Source organism: Kutzneria buriramensis (assembly GCF_003387475.1).
Classification (GTDB): domain Bacteria; phylum Actinomycetota; class Actinomycetes; order Mycobacteriales; family Pseudonocardiaceae; genus Kutzneria; species Kutzneria buriramensis.
In genome coordinates, this window is sequence record NZ_QUNO01000010.1 from 86,982 (window position 1) to 103,388 (window position 16,407).

The following is a 16,407-nucleotide window of genomic DNA, read 5'->3' on the forward strand; positions in this document are numbered from 1 at the left end:
CGTGTCACAGCCAGCCGCGGTCCTCCGCGAGACGGGCCGCCTCGGCGCGGGTCCTGGCCCCGGTCTTGCCGATGGCCGACGACAGATGGTTGCGCACCGTGCCCTCCGACAGATGCAGCGTCCTGGCCACGTCCGACACCGTGCCGCCGTCACTGGCGGCGAGCAACACCTCCCTCTCCCGTTCGGTCAGCGGGCTCGCCCCGCTGGCCAGCGACTCCGCGGCGAGCGCGGGATCCACCACGCGCAGCCCGGCGTGCACCCGCCGGACCGCCTCGACCAACTGCTCCGGCGGCGCGTCCTTGACGACGAACCCGGCCGCACCGGCGGCCATGGCCCGCGCCAGGTAGCCGGGTCGACCGAAGGTGGTGCACACCACCACCCGGCAGCCGGGCATCGCCTTGCGCAACTCGGCGGCCGCTGTCAGCCCGTCCTTCCCGGGCATCTGCACGTCCAGCAGCGCCACGTCCGGACTGGTCCGCTGCGCGGCCGGCACCACCTCGTCACCCGAGCCGACCTCGGCGACCACCTCGATGTCCGACTCGATGCTGAGCATCGCGGCCAACGCGCCGCGCACCAGCGCCTGGTCGTCGGCGAGCAGAACCCTGATCACTACGGCACCGCCACCCTCAACCGGAAACCCCCTTCCGCGCAGGGCCCGGTGTCGATGCGACCACCGATGCCCGCCACGCGCTCGGCGAGGCCGCTGTCCGGCCCGCCACAGTCCACCCCGGACACGCTAGCGGTGCCGTTGTCACGGACCTCCAGCCAGGACTCGCCCAGCCGCACCTCGCACCGTGTCGCGCCACTCGAGCGCCGCAGTACCGCCGTCACACCGTCCCGCAGCGCGTACGCGAAGGCCTCCCGGTATGCGGGCGCCACCCGGTCCACCGCCGTGGGCAGGTCGGCCGCGATACCGGCCGCCTCCAAGGCGGCCCGAGCACCGACGACCTCGGCCGCCAGCGACGCCGTCCGGTACCCCGACACGGTCGCCCGCACCTGCGTCACCGCTTCACGGGCAAGGTCCTCGACCTCACGCACATGCGCCACCGACGTGCCGCCCCGCTCCAGTTCGGCGCACACCGCGCCGGCCCGCGCGGTGATCGCGGCCAGGCTGCGACCGAGATCGTCGCGTAACTCCTCGGCCAGCCGCGCCCGCTCTTCGGCGGCGGCCAGCCGTGCTATCTCCTCCTGCGCCGATTCCAGCGCGTAGTTGGCCCGCATCAGGCGGCCCATGAACCAGGTCGCCGCGAACACCGAGGCGAGCACCACCCAGTCGCTGAGCAGCAGCGACAAGCCCATCTGGGCGATGATGACCACGGCGATCGCCGCCAGCGTCGGGATGCCTATCGCGAAGGCCAACGCGGTCGGCAGCATGATCGCGATGACCGACAGGCCGTAGACGAACATCCACGAGGAACCGAGCCCGAGCAGGCTCACCAGCGCCGTCGGCAGCACGAGCAGCGCCACGGTCATCGCCAGCTTCGCCCGCAGGCCCATGAACCACATTCGCGTCGACGCCACCACGTACAGGGCGGCGTAGCCGGCGAAACCCACCAGCCCGATCGAGATCTGCCACGTCGGCATGCCGCTGGACATCAGCCCCAGCAGGCTCGGCACCGCGAACAACAGGAAGAAGCAGGAGACGGGCCAGCCCAGCTTGGGATCGAACCGAGACGCCATCAGGCGGACACCTCCACCCGCAGCCGGAAACCCTGGCTGGGCAACGGCCCTGCCTCCAGCCGCGCGCCGATTCCGCCCAACCGCTCGGAAAGTCCGGTCAGTCCGGTGCCACCGCCCGAGGCTCGGGACGGGTTCGCCGCGGCCGGTCCGGGGTCGCCGTCGTCGCGCACCTCCAGCCAGCTGTCGCCGAGCCGGACCTCGCACCGGGTGGCGCCGGCGCTGTGCCGCAACACGTTCGTCACGCCCTCCCGCAGCGCGAAGGCGAAGGCCTCCTGGTACGCCGGTTCGACGTCGTCCACCGCGAGCGGGAAGTCGGCGTCGATGCCGGCTGAGCGCAGCGCTTCCTTGGCGCCGACCAACTCCGCCGCGAGCGAGGCCGCCCGATCCCCGGACACCGTCGCCGTGATGTCGGCCAAAGCCTGCTGGGACAACCGTTCCACGTCCCGCATCTCGGCCAGGGCCCGGTCGATCGACACGCCGGATTCGAGCATCCGGCGCGTCAGCCCGGCCTTGACGGTGACCGTGGTCAGGCTGTGCCCCAACACATCGTGCAGATCGCGGGCGACACGACCACGCTCGTCCGCGACGGCGAGAGCGGCGACTCGGTCCCGGGCCAGCCGAAGGTCGCGGTTGACGTGCACCATGTGCGCGACCGACCGGCACAGCACGGTGACCGACGCCAAGATGATCATCAGCCCCGAGTAGTCGCCCGTCAGCACGATCACCAGCGCCACGAAGGCCACACCGTCGACCGCGACCAACCACCAACCCGGGACAACAACGGCACACAGCGCGAAGGCCCAGATGAAGATGTACGGCGTGGCGACGGGCGACAGGGCAGCCGCAAGCCCCATGTACGCGACGCCGCAAGCGATCTGCAGCATCGCGGACCTGCGCCAAACCAATGGCGGCAGCAGCACGTATCCGACGGCGTACCCCACCATCCCGGCAACGGCGAGCACCGTCACCCACATCGGACGGTCGGCACGGAACTGGGCCAGGAACTCCGGCAGCATGAACAATGTGAAGAAGCCGGCCGAGAAGCCCCAGGCCCGCTGGCTCTCCCGGATGATCTGATCGCTCATACCGGCACCTGCTCCGGCACGCTGGCCCGCAGCAGGAAACCGCCGCCCGGCACCGGACCCGCGTCGATCCGGCCGCCGATCGCGGCCAGCCGGTCGGCCAGCCCGGTCAGCCCTGCCCCGCCGCCGTCCGCGCGCGACGCCCCCGCGTCCGCCACGGTCGCCCTGCCGTTGTCCCGGACCTCCAGCCAGGACTCCCCCAACCGCACCTCGCAGCTGGTCGCACCGCTGTGCCGCAACACGTTGGTGACCCCCTCTCGCAGCACATAGGCGAACGACTCCTGGTACGCGGGCAACACGTTGTCGACCGCCCGAGGCAGGTCGGCGGTGATCCCCGCGGAGGCCAGCGCCGCCCGCGCCCCCGCGACCTCGGCGCTCAGCGAAGCGCTCCGGTACCCCGACAGCGTCGCACGCACCTCCGACAAGGCCTGCCGCGACAACTGCTCCGCCTCCCCCACCTCGACGATCAACCGCTCCACCTCCTCCGGTTTGGTCTCCAGCAGCCTGCGCACCAGCCCCAACTTGAGAGTCACCGTGGTCAGGCTGTGCCCGAGCACGTCGTGCACGTCCCGGGCGACCCGGGCCCGCTCCTCGGCGACCGCGAGCCGGGCCACTTCCTGGTTGGCCACCTTCAGGTCGCCGCCGACCTTCGCGAAGCTGGTGACGCCGATGGTCAGCACCACCATCAGCACCAGGGTTCCCCAGTCCGGGCCGCCCGGCACGAACGCGGATGCGGTGAACGCCACCGCGGTCACACAACCCGCGAAGACGAAGGCGGCGCGTCCGGTCAACATCATGGCACTCAGCGCGACGAGGTAGATCAACAAAGCGCTGCTGTCGAGTCCGTCCAGCGCCAGCGTGGCCAGGCCGAGCACCGTGGCCAGGGCGACATACCACACCTTCAGCCGCGGCCGCTCGAACGACGACAACCAGGTGCCGACCGGGTAGCTGAGCAGATAGGCGATCGTCACCGCCAACTGCGCCGTCTTCAGCCCGACCGGGGTGTTCGCGGACGCCAGCTCCTGGACGCCGGAGACCGCCCAGACCAGGAACACGCAGGAGAACGCGGTCGCGCCCAGACGTCGGCGGCGGTCGGTCTGCTCACCGTCCGCCCGGGCCGAGCTGCATGCGTTCGCCATGGCCATCACGGTAGGGCAGGGCACTGACAGTCCCCCATGACAACTGGCATGGATGCGACGGCGGCTGACAGGATCCGGAGATGGCAGCAGATCAACCGACCATCGTGGCCACCTCCGGCGGCTGGGTCCGGGGCAGCTGGACCGAACTGGAGTTCGGGCCCCTCGTCCGGCTCTCGCTCGACCTGTCCGGCGCGACCGGCCGGCCGAAGCTGTGCCACGTCGGCACGGCCAACGGGGACGACCGGCACATGAACGCGATGGCCAGCGAGGCCGGTCGGGTCGCCGGCATCGAGGTCTCGCACCTGAACCTGTTCCCGATGCCGCCCACCGCCGACCTGGCCGGCTTCGTGCTCGACCACGACGTGATCTGGGTGAACGGCGGCTCGGTGGCCAACCTGCTCGCGGTCTGGCAGGTGCACGGGCTCGGCGAGATCATGCGGACGGCCTGGGAGGCCGGCGTCGTGCTCGGCGGCGTGTCGGCCGGCTCGATCTGCTGGTACACCGGCGGCGTCACCGACTCGTTCGGCCCGAACCTTCGGGTCGTAACCAACGGTCTGGGCCTGCTGCCCTACGCCAGCGGCGTGCACTTGGACTCGGAGGCTCAGCGCCGTCCGACGGTTCACGAGGCGGTGGCGGCCGGCAAGCTCCCCGAGACCCACTGCACCGACGACGGCGCCGGCCTCATCTACCGCGGCGCCTCGCTGGTCGAGGCCGTGTCGGAACGCAAGCGTGGCGGCGCTTACCTGGTGCGGCGCGACGACGCGACCGGCCAGGCCGTCGAGACGCCCCTGGACACCCGCCGGCTCTGACTCAGACCTGCACCGGCTCCGGCTCGGCGACCCGCTGCGCCGGGGCCGGCACGATCCGCTCCAGCATCCGCATCCCGACCAGCGCGGCCAGGTTGAGCAGACCCAGGACGAGCCACGGCAGCGACCGGTGCAGCGTGAACAGACTGGTGAAGAAGGCCGGCGAGACAGTGCTGGCGACCACGAACGAGTACTGGAAGACGGCCAGGTAGCGGCCGCGGGCGGCGACCGGTGACAAGGCCGTCGCCAGGCCCATCGACACCGGCGCGTGCATCACGTCGGCCGCCGTGAACAGCAGGGTGGCGACGATCAGCGCCGGAACCACCCAGGTGAGTTGATCGGGGACGAGCCCTGAAAACGCCAGGCACCACGCCGCCCACAGGCCGGCGGCCACGATGAGCACCCGGGTCCGCCGGTAGGGCTGGGCCCTCTTGATCACCGGTGCGCCCAGCACGGCCAGCAGAATCGTGCTGCCGGCCAGCACGGACCCGGCCAACCACGAAGGTCCGTGCAGCCCGTCCGCCACAAACACGCTCAGTCCGAGCGCTAGCATGCCGGTCGACATGGCGAAAACCGTATTTATTGCGGCAAACGCAACGAAGGGGCGGTCTCGCAGCATAGTCCGGAAGCCGATGACCGCGTCCGCCTCGTGTGCACCGCGCGGCGCCCGGACGAAGATCCCGATCGCCGCCGCGGCCACCACGTAACAGGCGGCGGAGCTGTCGGTGAGCACTCGGTAGTAGGCGACTCCGCCCACCATGACCAGCGTCGCGATCAGACCGCCGATGCCAAGACCACCCGTTCGGGTCATGTTGGCCCAGGCGTACCAGCTGTCCTTGGACATCGTGGAGGTGCTGCTGTCGGCGTAGTCCGCGATAGCGGTGAACACGCACGACCAGAAGATCCGGACACCGGTCGTGACCAGCGCCGATGCCAGGAATATGCCGACCGGCCCGTGCACCCGGCCGAAGGCGAAGAAGCCGATTCCCTGGGCCAGCTGCGCGACGACGACCAGCGGCACCGGGCCCACACGGTCGGCCAGCCAGCCCGCCAGCGCCGGAATGGGCAGCGTCAACGCGGTGGCGACGCTGGCCAGCACGCCGACCAGCTCCAGCGGCACCGACGTCAGCTTCGGGAAGTACAGGAGCGAGAGCGGCATGAACATGCCGGTGCCGACCGAGTCGAGGACCAGCGCGGACAGCAGGATGGTGCCGCCGCGGCTTCGGTGCACTGACACGAAAGCCCCCTTGGTGGCGCGCCACGCAGGAAGACGCGCCTTGACAGCTCACCATCTCGGGAATGTGAGCCGTCGTCAACAGCGATCGGGCAACCCACCACCATAGCGCGCCGCCGACCACGGACCGTCCGATGTGGATCTCCGCGGGCCAAGTTGTCCACAGGGCCCGAGTTGTCCACAGATGACGCCGAACAGGCCACAGCCGAGGAGGCTGGGGGCGCAGTCTTGCCGCATGCGCACATGCAGCCCGAGCGGAACGCACATCCAGCTCGACAAGCTCAGCAACCTGTTCCCGCACCACGTCGCCCGTGCTGAGGAGCTGATCGAGCTGGGACTCTGCGGCAGCTCGGTGTACCGGAGATGCCAGCCCGGTGGCCCCTGGCAACGCGTCCTACCCGGGGTGCTGGTGCTCGGCGCCTCGCCGCCGACACCGACACAGCTGGTGCAGGCGGCGCTGCGCTACGCCGAGCCGGGCGCCGTGCTCACCGGAAGGCACGCGCTGGTGCTGCACGGCATGCGGTCCGCGCCGCCGTTGCCGAACAGTCCCGTGCACGTGCTCGTCCAGAAAGGACGGTCACTTCAGGGCTCGCCCGAGGTGAAGATCGAACGCACCAGCCGGATGCCGAAACCGATGGTGTACAAGGGCTTCCATGTCGCACCGTTGGAACGGGCCGTGCTGGACACGGTCCGCGGCTTCCGCCTGGCCGAGCAGATCCGCCCGGTGCTCACCGAGGCGATCTGGCACCGCGGCCTGGCGCCCAAGCTGATCAACGCCGAACTCGACGCCGGCAGCGGCCGGGGCACCGCCCTGCCCCGACGGGTGCTGGCCGAGGTCATGGGCGGCATCCGCACCGAGGTCGAGTCGCTCGCCGCGACGCTCATCGGCGCCGCCCGGCTGCCCCGACCGAAGTGGAACATGCAGGTGGACGACGCCGAGAACGCCTACCTGGGGCCGGTCAGCGCCTGGTGGGACGACGTGGCGGTGGCCCTGGACATCGACATGGGGGAACAGCCCTTCGACCACACCCTGAAGCGGTACACCGAGCTCACCACGGCCGGCGTCGTCCTCGTGAACACCTCACCGCAACAGCTGCGGGATTCACCCGGCGAGCTCGTCCGGGAGCTCAGACGGGCCCACGAGTGGGCGGCCAAGCGTGACCGCCCACCGGTGACCGCGACCGCTCAGCACCCGAGGAGGTGCGGTGCCAGGTAGGCCTCCAGGCGGTCCATCGACACCCGCTCCTGGCTCATGGAGTCGCGTTCCCGCACCGTCACCGCGTGGTCGGTCAGGGAGTCGAAGTCCACCGTCACACAGAACGGCGTGCCGATCTCGTCCTGCCGGCGGTAGCGGCGGCCGATGGCGCCCGCGTCGTCGAAGTCGACGTTCCAGTTGCGCCGCAGCGCCGTCGCGAGGTCCCGGGCCTTCGGCGACAGCTCGGCGTTACGGGACAGCGGCAGCACCGCCACCTTGACCGGGGCCAGCCGGCGGTCCAGCCGCAGCACCAGCCGCTTGTCCACGCCGCCCTTGGCGTTGGGCGCCTCGTCCTCGGTGTAGGCGTCCAGCAGGAACGCCATCATGGGGCGGCCGACGCCGGCCGCCGGCTCGATCACGAACGGCCGGTAGCGGGAGTTGGTGGCCTGGTCGAAGTAGGACAGGTCGACGCCCGAGTGGTTGGCGTGCGTGTTCAGGTCGAAGTCGGTGCGGTTGGCGATGCCCTCCAGCTCGCCCCACTCCTGGCCGGCGAAGAAGAACCGGTACTCGATGTCCACGGTCCGCTTGGAGTAGTGCGACAGCTTCTCCTGCGGGTGCTCGTAGAGCCGCAGGTTGTCGCGGGCGATGCCGAGGTCGGTGTACCAGCGCAGCCGCTCGTCGATCCAGTACTGGTGCCATTCCTCGTCGCTGCCCGGCTCGACGAAGAACTCCATCTCCATCTGCTCGAACTCGCGGGTGCGGAAGATGAAGTTGCCGGGGGTGATCTCGTTGCGGAACGACTTGCCGATCTGGCCGATGCCGAACGGCGGCTTCTTGCGGGAGGTGGTGACGACGTTGAGGAAGTTGACGAAGATGCCCTGCGCGGTCTCGGGCCGCAGGTAGTACAGGCCCTCCGCGGACTCGACCGGGCCCAGGTGGGTCTTGAGCAGGCCGTTGAACATCTTCGGCTCGGTGTACTGGCCGCGGGTGCCGCAGTTGGGGCACGGCACGTCGGTGAGGTTGTTCTCCTCGACCGGCTTCCCGGTGCGCTCCGCGTACTCCTCGGCCAGGTGGTCCGCGCGGAACCGGCGGTGGCAGGAGTTGCACTCCACCAGCGGGTCCACGAACGCGTCGATGTGGCCGGACGCGGCCCACACCTCGCGCGGCAGGATCACCGAGGAGTCCAGGCCCACCACGTCGTCGCGACCCTGCACCATCGAGCGCCACCAGGCGCGCTTGATGTTGTCCTTGAGCTCCACGCCCAGGGGCCCGTAGTCCCACGCCGACCTTGTGCCCCCGTAGATCTCTCCGCACGGGTACACGAAACCCCTGCGCTTGCAGAGGCTGACGACGGCGTCGATGCGGTCCGCGGGCACGCCTAACTCCATCCGGCCGAGACTCGAACTGACAGGAAGCTCCTGGGAAGGGAGAAGAATAGTCGCTCGGCCCGGCGGCCGGGCGAGGCAGGGCCGCAACGGCTCGGTGATCACCCATGGGGCGAAAAACCACCGGTGCCGGCAACCGTCGCCGGCAAGCGCTACGGGCGGGTGACGAGGGTGGCCACGGCGAACCGGTTGTCGTCGTAGCCCTCGGCTCCGCCGACGAACTCGCCGCCGCAGGTGGCCAGGACCAGTCGGTGGTCGCCGTCGAGTCCGTAGAGCTGCTTGGCCCGGTCGGGCAGCTCGGCCTTGGCGACGGTCACCAACTGGGTGATCTGGTACACCCAGTCGCGGCCCTTGTCGTCCACGACGGTGATCCGCTGGCCGACCTTGTCCTGCCACAGCTCTGCGAACGGGCCGGTGTGGCCCTGCCAGTTCACGTGGCCGGCCAGCAGGGTGGTCCCCGTCGGGGCACCCAGCGTTGCGCCCCACCAGGTCGCCTGATCGAGCTGGTCCGGCACCGACATCGTGCCGTCCTTGCTCACCTGGGCGGGGATCAGCCGGGCGGTCCCGCCGGCCGGCAGGTGCACGGAGCCGGTGGTCGGCACACCGGTGGGCAGCACAGTGGTGGTCGTGGTGTCCGCCGCCCGTGGTGCGGAAGGCGTGGTCGCGTGGCCGGCCGTGGTGTGGGACGTGTCGCCCGACGGGATGAGGAACAGGAGGCCTACCAGGACAACAACAACGGCAGCGGCAGCCGAGGCGAGCAGGACGACGCGTCGTCGCGGCATGGCCCGTTCCCTTCGTGCCGGCTTGGCACCCATTGTCGCGCGGCAGGTTGCGGCCGGACCAGCTCCTCGCTCAGCGGGGCTTGGCAGGACCGGCGGCTTCGCCCAGCCGAACCGTGCCGGCGTCGTCGGCCAGCAGGCTGACGTGCTCGTCGGCGACACCGTCGGCGGCCGAGACGGCCAGCTCGAAGGCTGCGGGCTCGTCGGCGAGGGCGCGGGACAGCAGTGGGACGACGACCTCGCGCACCGGGAACGGCGACAGGGCGCGTCGGTAGGCGACGACCGAGTCGAACTCGACCACCAGGACCCAGCGGTCCGCCTCGTCGGTCGCCCGGCCCAGCCGGCCGGTGCGGCAGCCGGGCTGCGCGGTGAGCAGCTCCAGGGCGTGGCGGGCGGTCGCGGCGAACTCGGTCGCCTCGGCCGCGGGCACCTCGAACCGGCAGACCAGCAGCACGGTCGGACTCCTCGGGTGGTCTGGGCGGTCGGTTATGGTGGCGCATCCTCGCACCAGCGGGGACCCGCCCGCCGCCGGGGTTGCGGCCGAGGCGTGGACGTCGGCGGATCGAGTGGTGACATGGCCGGAGGACAGCAACCGCGTCGAGGGCGTGGCCGGCGGGACCTGAGGGCGCCGCTGCTGCCGGGCAGCGGGCCGCTGTCCCGGGTGCCGGCGGCCGCCGTGTTCGGTCTGGTGCTGGTGCTGTTCGTGGTGGGTGTGGTCGTGCGCGGCGCGGTCGGCGCCGGGCTGCTCGGCGCGCTGGTGCTGGTGGTGCTGGGCCTGCTCGGGGCGACCTGGCGGGTGCTCGCGCCGGCGGACCGGGTGCTGCGGATCGTGGTGCTGGTGATCCTGGTCGCGGTGGCGATTTCCGTGCTCCGCTAGCAGGTCGGATAGCATCTACGTCGATAACCATTGTCAGCAGGGCCGGCAGCGGGGCACCTCGTTCGCCTACCATGGTGGTTACGACCGACCGATCTTCCGCCCTGTTGCCTGCCGTGTCGGAGAGGACGATGCCCCAGTGAGCCCGGACGCCGCGACCCCCGTCCCGGAGCGTTCGGACGGCCGTGCCGGGTCCGGCACAGCGCTGGCGGACGCCCACGAGCACGCGCCGCGTGAGCTGGGGTCGACCACGGCCCCGCGACGCACCGCCGGCACCCTGACCGCGGCCGGAGACCTGCTCCGGGCGTTGGCGGCGCCGGTGCGGATCGCCATCGTGCTCCAGCTGCGTGAGGGCGAGCGGTGCGTGCACGAGCTGGTGGACGCCCTGTCCGTGGCCCAGCCGCTGATCAGCCAGCACCTGCGGGTGCTCAAGTCGGCCGGCGTCGTGCACGGCGAGCGGCACGGCCGGGAAGTCATGTACCGGCTGGTCGACGAGCACCTGGCGCACATCGTGGTGGATGCCGTCACGCACGTCGAGGAGGGCGGCGCGGCCGTCCGGGGCGAGCACCGGGAGGAAGCGTGACCACCAGCGAGCGCCCGTCGGCCACCGTGCCCGGGCTGCGGGCTACCAAGCAGCGGGCGGCCGTGTCCAAGCTGCTCGACCAGCTCGACGACTTCCGCTCCGCACAGGACCTGCACGAGGAGCTGCGCCGGCGCGGCGAGGGCATCGGGCTCACCACGGTGTACCGCACGCTCCAGTCGCTGGCCGAGGCCGGCGAGGTGGACGTGCTGCGCACCGACAGCGGCGAGGCCATCTACCGACGTTGCTCCAGCCACCACCACCATCACCTGGTGTGCCGGGTCTGCGGGCGGACCGTCGAGGTGGAGGGGCCGGCCGTGGAGAAGTGGGCCGACCGCATCGCCGCCGAGAACGGCTTCAGCGAGGTCAGCCACACCGTCGAGATCTTCGGCACCTGCGCCGGCTGCACCGCCTGACCCCGGCGTCAGGCCGGCGGCTGGATGTCCATGATCGGCCGGACCTCCACCCGGCCGAAGCGGGCGTCCGGGAAACGAGCGGCCAGCTCGGTGGCGCGGTCGATGTCGACGCAGTCAAAGACGAAGAAGCCGGCCATCTGCTCCTTGGACTCGGCGAAGGGGCCGTCGGTGGTGACCGTGTCGCCGTCCCGCACCTGCACGACCCGGTTCGTCGACGGCGCGGCGAGCGGGGTCCCCGACACCAGCTCTCCAGAGGCCGACGTCTCGCGGAGCAGAGCCTCGAACTGGGCATCCATCTCGGCGCGTTCAGCCGGGGACGCGGCGCGGTAGTAGTCCGTGTTCTCGAACGTTGGGTGGGCCCAGCTGGTGGGGTTGCTGTAGATCATCACCAGGTACTTCACGGGAGATTCTCCTAGGAAGGATCAGGAACGGTGCTGGGCGAACAACCGGCGATTGTGCTCGATGTGCGAGTGTGCGGCGGGCTGAGCGAACCAGTGGCGTCAATAACGCGCAGGTCATCGGCGGAGGACCGCCGGATGTCGTCGAGTACCAGCCAGCGGTAGGGCAGAGCCGCCGGGCGTCTCCAATGCAGGTCAACGGTGGGACTGAATCAACCACTGGGTGTCTTCGATGCGGGTCAGCGGGAGCGCTGTGTGAACCGCACCGGTCAGCGGCGGAGTTGGGCGAAGAACTGGCGGATGTCGTTGATGTAGAGGTCGGGGGCCTGCTGGGAGGCGTAGTGGCCGCCGCGGTCGTAGACGTTCCAGGACACGATGTTGGCGTGGTCGCGGTCGGCGTAGGTCCGGATGCCCTGGGCGTCGTTGGGGAACTGGGCCAGGCCGATGGGCACGGTCGTGGGCTCGGTGGGCACAGGGTTGCGGTAGTCCTCCAGGTAGATGCGCGGCGCTGTGCCGGCGGTGCCGGTGAGCCAGTGGATGGACACGTGGGTGAGCAGCGCGTCGGGGTCGAGGCCGCCCATTACCTGGCTGTTCCACGCGAGCAGGCCGACCGGGGAGTCGCTGAGGGCGTAGGCGAGGGTCTGGGGCTGCTCGGCGTGCACATGGTGGTACGAGGCCATGGTGCGCTGGAAGTGCCGCAAGCCCTCGACCAGAGCACGCTCGTCGGGCGGCAGGGTGGCGACGCTGGCGGGCTCGACGGTGGGCGGATAGAACGACACGTCGCCTTCGGGGCCGGCGAACATCTGGGTGACGTGCACGCCGACGACGGCGTCGGGGGCGGTGCGGCCGACCTCGGGTGAGATGACGGAACCCCAGTCGTTGCCGGCGGCACCGTAGCGGCGGTAGCCGAGGCGGGCCATCAGCTCGGCCCAGGCGGCGGCGATGCGGCGCGGTCCCCAACCGGGCTCGGTGACGGGGCCGGACCAACCGAAGCCAGGCAGCGACGGAATCACCAGATGGAAGGCGACGGACGGGTCGAGTCCGTGGGCACGGGGGTTGGTGAGCGGGCCGATGACGTCGAGGTACTCGGTGACGGAACCGGGCCAGCCGTGAGTGAGGACGACCGGCAGCGCGTCCGGCTCGGGCGAGCGGACGTGCAGGAAGTGCACGTTGGCGCTGTCGATCGTGGTGGTGAACTGCGGATGGGCGTTCAGGCGGGCCTCGACTGCCCGCCAGTCGTAGCCGTCACGCCAGTGCTCGACGAGTTTGCGCACCTCGGCCCCGGACACGCCGTAGCCGCCGGCGGGCGGCTCGGGCGCCCACCGGACCCGCGCCAGCCGCTCCCGCAGATCGGCCAGTTCGGCGTCCGGAACCTCGATGCGAAACGTCTCCATGGCCGGCTCCTCGGCATCGCGGGCCCCGCCGCCGGGGCCGTGTCACGACCTGGTCGGAGCCGCCGCCGCGATCTCTACATCCGGCGTCAGTATTCGTACGGATCGCCCGGCACGGCGATCTTCTTCACCGACTCCACGTCGAACACCGGCACGTAGTTGTCGGCCTGCATGGCGGAGTTCGGCCGCACCTTGCCGGTGACGGTGATCCACTGGTCGTCGGCCAGGCCCTCGGAGCCGACGAGGCGGGCCTTGACCGGCATGGCGTCGGCGGCGCAGCAGGTGATCACCAGCCGCGCCACGTACACGCCGGCGGCGTCGTGCACGACGAAGCCGGTCAGCTCGAGCGTCCGGCCGTCGAGGGAGTTGGTCGAGTCCCAGGCGGCGCGGGTCGCCACGTCCGCCATCCGCAGCGGCACCACCGACCCGGCCGGCAGCGGCGGGAACTTGGTCTTGATCACCTGGTCCTGACGCTGCTCGCTGGCCACGGTCCGGCCGCCGGCGCGGTTGACCGAGTCGGCGCCGAGCGCGGGCGGGGCGATCAGGAAGATTGCCAGCACCGGCATCAGCAGCATCCACGCGCTGCGCGCGGACCCATGAGAGTGACCGTGGCCGTCGTCGTGGGCGTGGGAGGCGGCACCGGCGAGGACCAGGTCGCCGCGGGGGTGGTCATGGTCGGAGCCGTGCTCGGCGACGGTGACCGTGGTGGAGGCAGCGGCGCGCCGGTCGGCGGGAGATGCGGTCGACGAAGCGACGGCGGATGAGACGGAAGCGGCTGAGACGACGGCACGATCGCCGGGTGCGGCGGTCGACGAAGCGACGGCGGATGAGGCGAAGGCAGTTGAGGCGGCGGCGTGGTCGGTGGCTGTGTCAGCGAGCAGGTCGGTGGCCGCGGCGGCGGAGTGGCCGATAGGCGTGTCGGCAGGCTGGTCGGTGACCGTGCCAGCGGCGTGGCCGATAGCCGTGTCGGCGGAGTGGCCAGCGGTCGTGTCGGCGGTCTGAGCGCGGCGGGCCTTGACGACGTCGGTGACGATGGCGACGCCGGCCAGCACGACCATCACGGCACCGGACAGCACCAGCCAGGGCTGCAGCGACGGCTTGACGTAGTTCAGGAACGTGCCGTTGAGGGCGATCTTGAGCAGCGCGCCGCCGAGCAGCACGAGCAGGATGTTCTGGGTCTCCCGCCTCACGAGGTCCCTCCCAGCAGCACGAGCCCGGCGACGGTGCCGGACACGACGGCGACGGTGAACACCAGCGGCGCGAACCGCAGGGCGAAGGCCTTGCCGAAGGTGCCGACCTGGAGGGCGATGAGCTTGACGTCGACGGCGGGCCCGACGACGAGGAACACCAGGCGGGGCAGCAGCGGCAGGGCGGACAGGGAGGCGGCGACGAAGGCGTCGGCCTCACTGCAAATGGCCAGCACGACGGCGAGCAGCGCCATCACGACGATGCCGAGCACCCACTGCCCGGACAGGGACTCCAACAGCGTGGACGGCACGAGCACGTTCAACGCGGCGGCGGTGATGCCGCCGATGACGAGGAACCCGCCGGCCTCCACCAGGTCGTGACGGGCGGTCTCCGCGAAGACAGCCCACCGCGACGAGCCGCCGGCGGGAAGCCGCTGGAGCGCACGCGAGGCGATCCACGAGGCCTTGCCGAAGCGGGACCACAGCCAGCCGGTGACGACGGCGGTGAGCATGGACCCGGCGAACCGCGCGAGCACCATCTCGGGTTTGCCGGGGAAGGCGACGGCGGTGGCCACCAGCACCACGGGATTGACGGCGGGCGCGGCCAGCAGGAACGCCAGCGCCACCGACGGCGCGACACCCTGCTGCATGAGCCGCCGCGCGACCGGCACGGAGGCGCACTCGCAGCCGGGCAAGGCGACGCCCGCCAGCCCGGCGACAGGCACGGCCAGCACGGTCCGCTGCGGCAGCGCCCGCCGCAGCACCTCGGCCGGGAGGAAGGCGGCGATCGCCCCGCTGATCAGGGTGCCGAGCACGAGGAACGGCATCGCCTGCACGCAGACGGCCACGAACACGGTGGCCCCGGTCCGCAGCGCGGGGATGTCCAGGGCGTCGACGAGCTGGTTCTGGAGCAGCAGCGCCAGCACCAGCACGACACACAGCACTTCCAGCGACGTGACGCGGCGGCGCTGCTGCGGCCGGACCGCCGGCCTTTCCTCGGTGGCGGTCACTTCTCGACGCTGGCCAGCAGGTCGGCCCGCAACTGAGACGCGGTGGACACGACCAGCATCAGGATCGTCGACAGCGGCGACGGCTCCAGGTTGTCGGCCGGGAACGCGTACCGCAGCGTGACGTCCATGCCCCGCTCGGTGTGCACGACGCCGAGCGTGCCGAACAGGCCCTGACCGGCGCGTTCGGCGGCGGACACGGCCAGCGCGGGCTCGTCGGGCAGATCCCAGGCGACCACGCACGTGAGACTGAGCATCGTCAGGCCCTCGGCGAACTGCATGGCCTGCACGGCACACGGCACGTCGCCGTGCCGGAAGCTCAGCGCCCCGTCGTCGTCGACGTGCACCTCGTGGAACAGCTCCAACGCCTCGCGGGCGGCGGTCAGCAGCCGCGCGGTGGTCTGTGCCTCGTCGTCGGTCACCTGGCCGCCTCCTGCATCTCATCGGACTTGTCTTCCGCGCCGCCGAAGCGGCGGTCCCTCCGGGCATACGCCTCGCACGCCGCCCACAGGTCACGACGGTCGAAGTCCGGCCACAGGATGTCCTGGAACACCAGCTCCGCGTACGCGGACTGCCACAGCATGAAGTTGGAGATCCGCTGCTCGCCGGACGGCCGGATGAACAGGTCCACGTCCGGCATGTCGGCGTGGTACAGGTGCTTGGCCAGGGTGCGCTCGTCCACCTTGTCCGGGTTGATCTTGCCGGCCGCCACCAGCCGGGCCACCTCGCGGGCGGCGTCGCCGATCTCGGCCCGGCCGCCGTAGTTCACGCACATGGTCAGGTTGAGCACGTCGTTGTTCCGGGTGCGCTCCTCGGCCTTCTGGAGCTCGTTGACCACGCTCGGCCACAGCCTCGGCTTGCGTCCGGCCCAGCGGATCCGCACGCCCATCTCGTCCAGCTCGTCGGTGCGCCGGTGGATCACGTCCCGGTTGAAGTTCATCAGGAAGCGGACCTCGTCCGGGCTGCGCTTCCAGTTCTCGGTGGAGAACGCGTACAGCGAGATCCACTTCACGCCGAGCTCGATGGCGCCCTTGGCCACGTCGAGCACCACCGCCTCGCCGCGCTTGTGGCCCTCGATGCGGGGCAGGCCGCGCATGTTGGCCCAGCGGCCGTTGCCGTCCATCACCAGGGCCACGTGCTGCGGCACGAACTCCAGCGGGATCTGCGGCGCGCGGGCGCCGCTGGGGTGCGGGTCGGGCGGCCTCACGGTGGGGTCGTTGCGTCCGCGCAGCTGCCTACGCAGCATCAGGCCAG

At 71.0% G+C, this 16,407-nt stretch carries 19 protein-coding genes and 1 pseudogene; 5 read left to right on the forward strand and 15 right to left on the reverse strand.

The window, feature by feature from the left end; translation table 11 throughout:
- Positions 1 to 4 precede the first annotated feature (4 nt).
- The 4 genes from BCF44_RS28070 to BCF44_RS28085 are packed head-to-tail and all read right to left on the reverse strand — an operon-like array spanning position 5 to position 3,901.
- The gene (locus tag BCF44_RS28070) at positions 5 to 610 is read right to left on the reverse strand and encodes a response regulator transcription factor (protein ID WP_116177408.1); all 606 of its coding nucleotides are present in this window, start codon (positions 608 to 610) and stop codon (positions 5 to 7) included.
- A complete protein-coding gene (locus BCF44_RS28075) occupies positions 610 to 1,680 on the reverse strand; it encodes a histidine kinase (RefSeq protein ID WP_116177409.1) in 1,071 nt (356 codons plus the stop codon). Before BCF44_RS28075 ends, BCF44_RS28070 begins: the two co-directional genes overlap by 1 nt.
- The gene (locus tag BCF44_RS28080; protein WP_116177410.1) at positions 1,680 to 2,765 is read right to left on the reverse strand and encodes a sensor histidine kinase; all 1,086 of its coding nucleotides are present in this window, start codon (positions 2,763 to 2,765) and stop codon (positions 1,680 to 1,682) included. Before BCF44_RS28080 ends, BCF44_RS28075 begins: the two co-directional genes overlap by 1 nt.
- Positions 2,762 to 3,901, reverse strand: a complete 1,140-nt coding sequence (locus tag BCF44_RS28085; RefSeq protein WP_170217799.1) for a histidine kinase — start codon at positions 3,899 to 3,901, stop codon at positions 2,762 to 2,764. The genes BCF44_RS28080 and BCF44_RS28085 overlap by 4 nt, the downstream gene beginning before the upstream one ends.
- Positions 3,902 to 3,981: 80 nt before the next feature.
- Here BCF44_RS28085 and BCF44_RS28090 point away from each other — a divergent pair, with 80 nt between their 5' ends.
- Positions 3,982 to 4,710 carry a Type 1 glutamine amidotransferase-like domain-containing protein gene (locus BCF44_RS28090; RefSeq protein ID WP_116177412.1) on the forward strand — a complete coding sequence of 243 codons (729 nt, stop codon included), beginning with the start codon at positions 3,982 to 3,984 and terminating at the stop codon, positions 4,708 to 4,710.
- 1 nt (position 4,711) lies between these two features.
- Here the strand turns inward: BCF44_RS28090 and BCF44_RS28095 are convergent, their stop codons facing one another.
- The gene (locus tag BCF44_RS28095; protein ID WP_116177413.1) at positions 4,712 to 5,944 is read right to left on the reverse strand and encodes an MFS transporter; all 1,233 of its coding nucleotides are present in this window, start codon (positions 5,942 to 5,944) and stop codon (positions 4,712 to 4,714) included.
- Positions 5,945 to 6,176: 232 nt separating this feature from the next.
- Between BCF44_RS28095 and BCF44_RS28100 the strand changes: the two genes are divergently transcribed.
- A complete protein-coding gene (locus BCF44_RS28100; RefSeq protein ID WP_116177414.1) occupies positions 6,177 to 7,157 on the forward strand; it encodes a hypothetical protein in 981 nt (326 codons plus the stop codon).
- On the opposite strand, the gene BCF44_RS28105 is transcribed toward BCF44_RS28100, so the two are convergent.
- The 3 genes from BCF44_RS28105 to BCF44_RS28115 form a co-directional block, all read right to left on the reverse strand.
- Positions 7,127 to 8,512 (reverse strand): glycine--tRNA ligase, encoded by a 1,386-nt coding sequence (locus BCF44_RS28105; RefSeq protein ID WP_116177415.1) that lies wholly within the window; start codon positions 8,510 to 8,512, stop codon positions 7,127 to 7,129. The two genes, BCF44_RS28100 and BCF44_RS28105, sit on opposite strands and share 31 nt — an antisense overlap.
- Before the next feature lie 161 nt (positions 8,513 to 8,673).
- Positions 8,674 to 9,303: a class F sortase gene (locus tag BCF44_RS28110; protein WP_116177416.1), complete on the reverse strand. Its 630-nt coding sequence runs from the start codon at positions 9,301 to 9,303 to the stop codon at positions 8,674 to 8,676.
- 70 nt (positions 9,304 to 9,373) lie between these two features.
- A complete protein-coding gene (locus BCF44_RS28115) occupies positions 9,374 to 9,754 on the reverse strand; it encodes an antibiotic biosynthesis monooxygenase (protein ID WP_116177417.1) in 381 nt (126 codons plus the stop codon).
- A 120-nt stretch (positions 9,755 to 9,874) separates the two neighbouring features.
- Here BCF44_RS28115 and BCF44_RS28120 point away from each other — a divergent pair, with 120 nt between their 5' ends.
- The 3 genes from BCF44_RS28120 to BCF44_RS28130 all read left to right on the forward strand — a co-directional run bounded on the left by BCF44_RS28120 (position 9,875) and on the right by BCF44_RS28130 (position 11,170).
- Positions 9,875 to 10,177, forward strand: a complete 303-nt coding sequence (locus BCF44_RS28120; RefSeq protein WP_116177418.1) for a hypothetical protein — start codon at positions 9,875 to 9,877, stop codon at positions 10,175 to 10,177.
- A 235-nt stretch (positions 10,178 to 10,412) separates the two neighbouring features.
- On the forward strand, positions 10,413 to 10,757 hold the full coding sequence (locus BCF44_RS28125) for an ArsR/SmtB family transcription factor (protein ID WP_246015713.1): 345 nt from the start codon (positions 10,413 to 10,415) through the stop codon (positions 10,755 to 10,757).
- Positions 10,754 to 11,170, forward strand: coding sequence for a Fur family transcriptional regulator (locus BCF44_RS28130; protein ID WP_116177420.1), 417 nt, complete (start codon positions 10,754 to 10,756; stop codon positions 11,168 to 11,170). Before BCF44_RS28125 ends, BCF44_RS28130 begins: the two co-directional genes overlap by 4 nt.
- 8 nt (positions 11,171 to 11,178) lie before the next feature.
- Here BCF44_RS28130 and BCF44_RS28135 read toward each other — a convergent pair whose 3' ends face one another.
- The 7 genes and pseudogenes from BCF44_RS28135 to BCF44_RS28165 all read right to left on the reverse strand — a co-directional run bounded on the left by BCF44_RS28135 (position 11,179) and on the right by BCF44_RS28165 (position 16,399).
- Entirely contained in the window at positions 11,179 to 11,571 is a 393-nt protein-coding gene (locus tag BCF44_RS28135) for a YciI family protein (RefSeq protein WP_211353264.1), read from the reverse strand.
- Between the two features lie 266 nt (positions 11,572 to 11,837).
- Positions 11,838 to 12,962, reverse strand: a complete 1,125-nt coding sequence (locus tag BCF44_RS28140) for an epoxide hydrolase family protein (protein WP_116177421.1) — start codon at positions 12,960 to 12,962, stop codon at positions 11,838 to 11,840.
- Between the two features lie 86 nt (positions 12,963 to 13,048).
- Positions 13,049 to 13,918: a TIGR03943 family putative permease subunit gene (locus tag BCF44_RS58630; RefSeq protein ID WP_281283154.1), complete on the reverse strand. Its 870-nt coding sequence runs from the start codon at positions 13,916 to 13,918 to the stop codon at positions 13,049 to 13,051.
- An 18-nt stretch (positions 13,919 to 13,936) separates the two neighbouring features.
- Positions 13,937 to 14,149: pseudogene (locus tag BCF44_RS28150) on the reverse strand (TIGR03943 family putative permease subunit); the annotation flags it as partial.
- A complete protein-coding gene (locus BCF44_RS28155; RefSeq protein ID WP_116177422.1) occupies positions 14,146 to 15,156 on the reverse strand; it encodes a permease in 1,011 nt (336 codons plus the stop codon). The pseudogene BCF44_RS28150 and the gene BCF44_RS28155, both read right to left, overlap by 4 nt.
- Positions 15,153 to 15,575, reverse strand: coding sequence for a hypothetical protein (locus tag BCF44_RS56840; protein ID WP_116177423.1), 423 nt, complete (start codon positions 15,573 to 15,575; stop codon positions 15,153 to 15,155). The genes BCF44_RS28155 and BCF44_RS56840 overlap by 4 nt, the downstream gene beginning before the upstream one ends.
- Complete coding sequence (locus BCF44_RS28165; RefSeq protein ID WP_116177424.1) at positions 15,572 to 16,399, reverse strand: isoprenyl transferase; 828 nt, start codon at positions 16,397 to 16,399, stop codon at positions 15,572 to 15,574. Before BCF44_RS28165 ends, BCF44_RS56840 begins: the two co-directional genes overlap by 4 nt.
- Positions 16,400 to 16,407 lie beyond the last annotated feature (8 nt).

Coding starts and splice junctions, on each gene's coding strand:
- BCF44_RS28075 (WP_116177409.1), bottom strand. CDS start 1,680: ATGGCGTCTCGGTTCGATCCCAAGCTGGGCTGGCCCGTCTCCTGCTTC.
- BCF44_RS28110 (WP_116177416.1), bottom strand. CDS start 9,303: ATGCCGCGACGACGCGTCGTCCTGCTCGCCTCGGCTGCCGCTGCCGTT.
- BCF44_RS28085 (WP_170217799.1), bottom strand. CDS start 3,901: ATGGCGAACGCATGCAGCTCGGCCCGGGCGGACGGTGAGCAGACCGAC.
- BCF44_RS28165 (WP_116177424.1), bottom strand. CDS start 16,399: ATGCTGCGTAGGCAGCTGCGCGGACGCAACGACCCCACCGTGAGGCCG.
- BCF44_RS28120 (WP_116177418.1), top strand. CDS start 9,875: ATGGCCGGAGGACAGCAACCGCGTCGAGGGCGTGGCCGGCGGGACCTG.
- BCF44_RS28100 (WP_116177414.1), top strand. CDS start 6,177: ATGCGCACATGCAGCCCGAGCGGAACGCACATCCAGCTCGACAAGCTC.
- BCF44_RS28090 (WP_116177412.1), top strand. CDS start 3,982: ATGGCAGCAGATCAACCGACCATCGTGGCCACCTCCGGCGGCTGGGTC.
- BCF44_RS28080 (WP_116177410.1), bottom strand. CDS start 2,765: ATGAGCGATCAGATCATCCGGGAGAGCCAGCGGGCCTGGGGCTTCTCG.
- BCF44_RS28140 (WP_116177421.1), bottom strand. CDS start 12,962: ATGGAGACGTTTCGCATCGAGGTTCCGGACGCCGAACTGGCCGATCTG.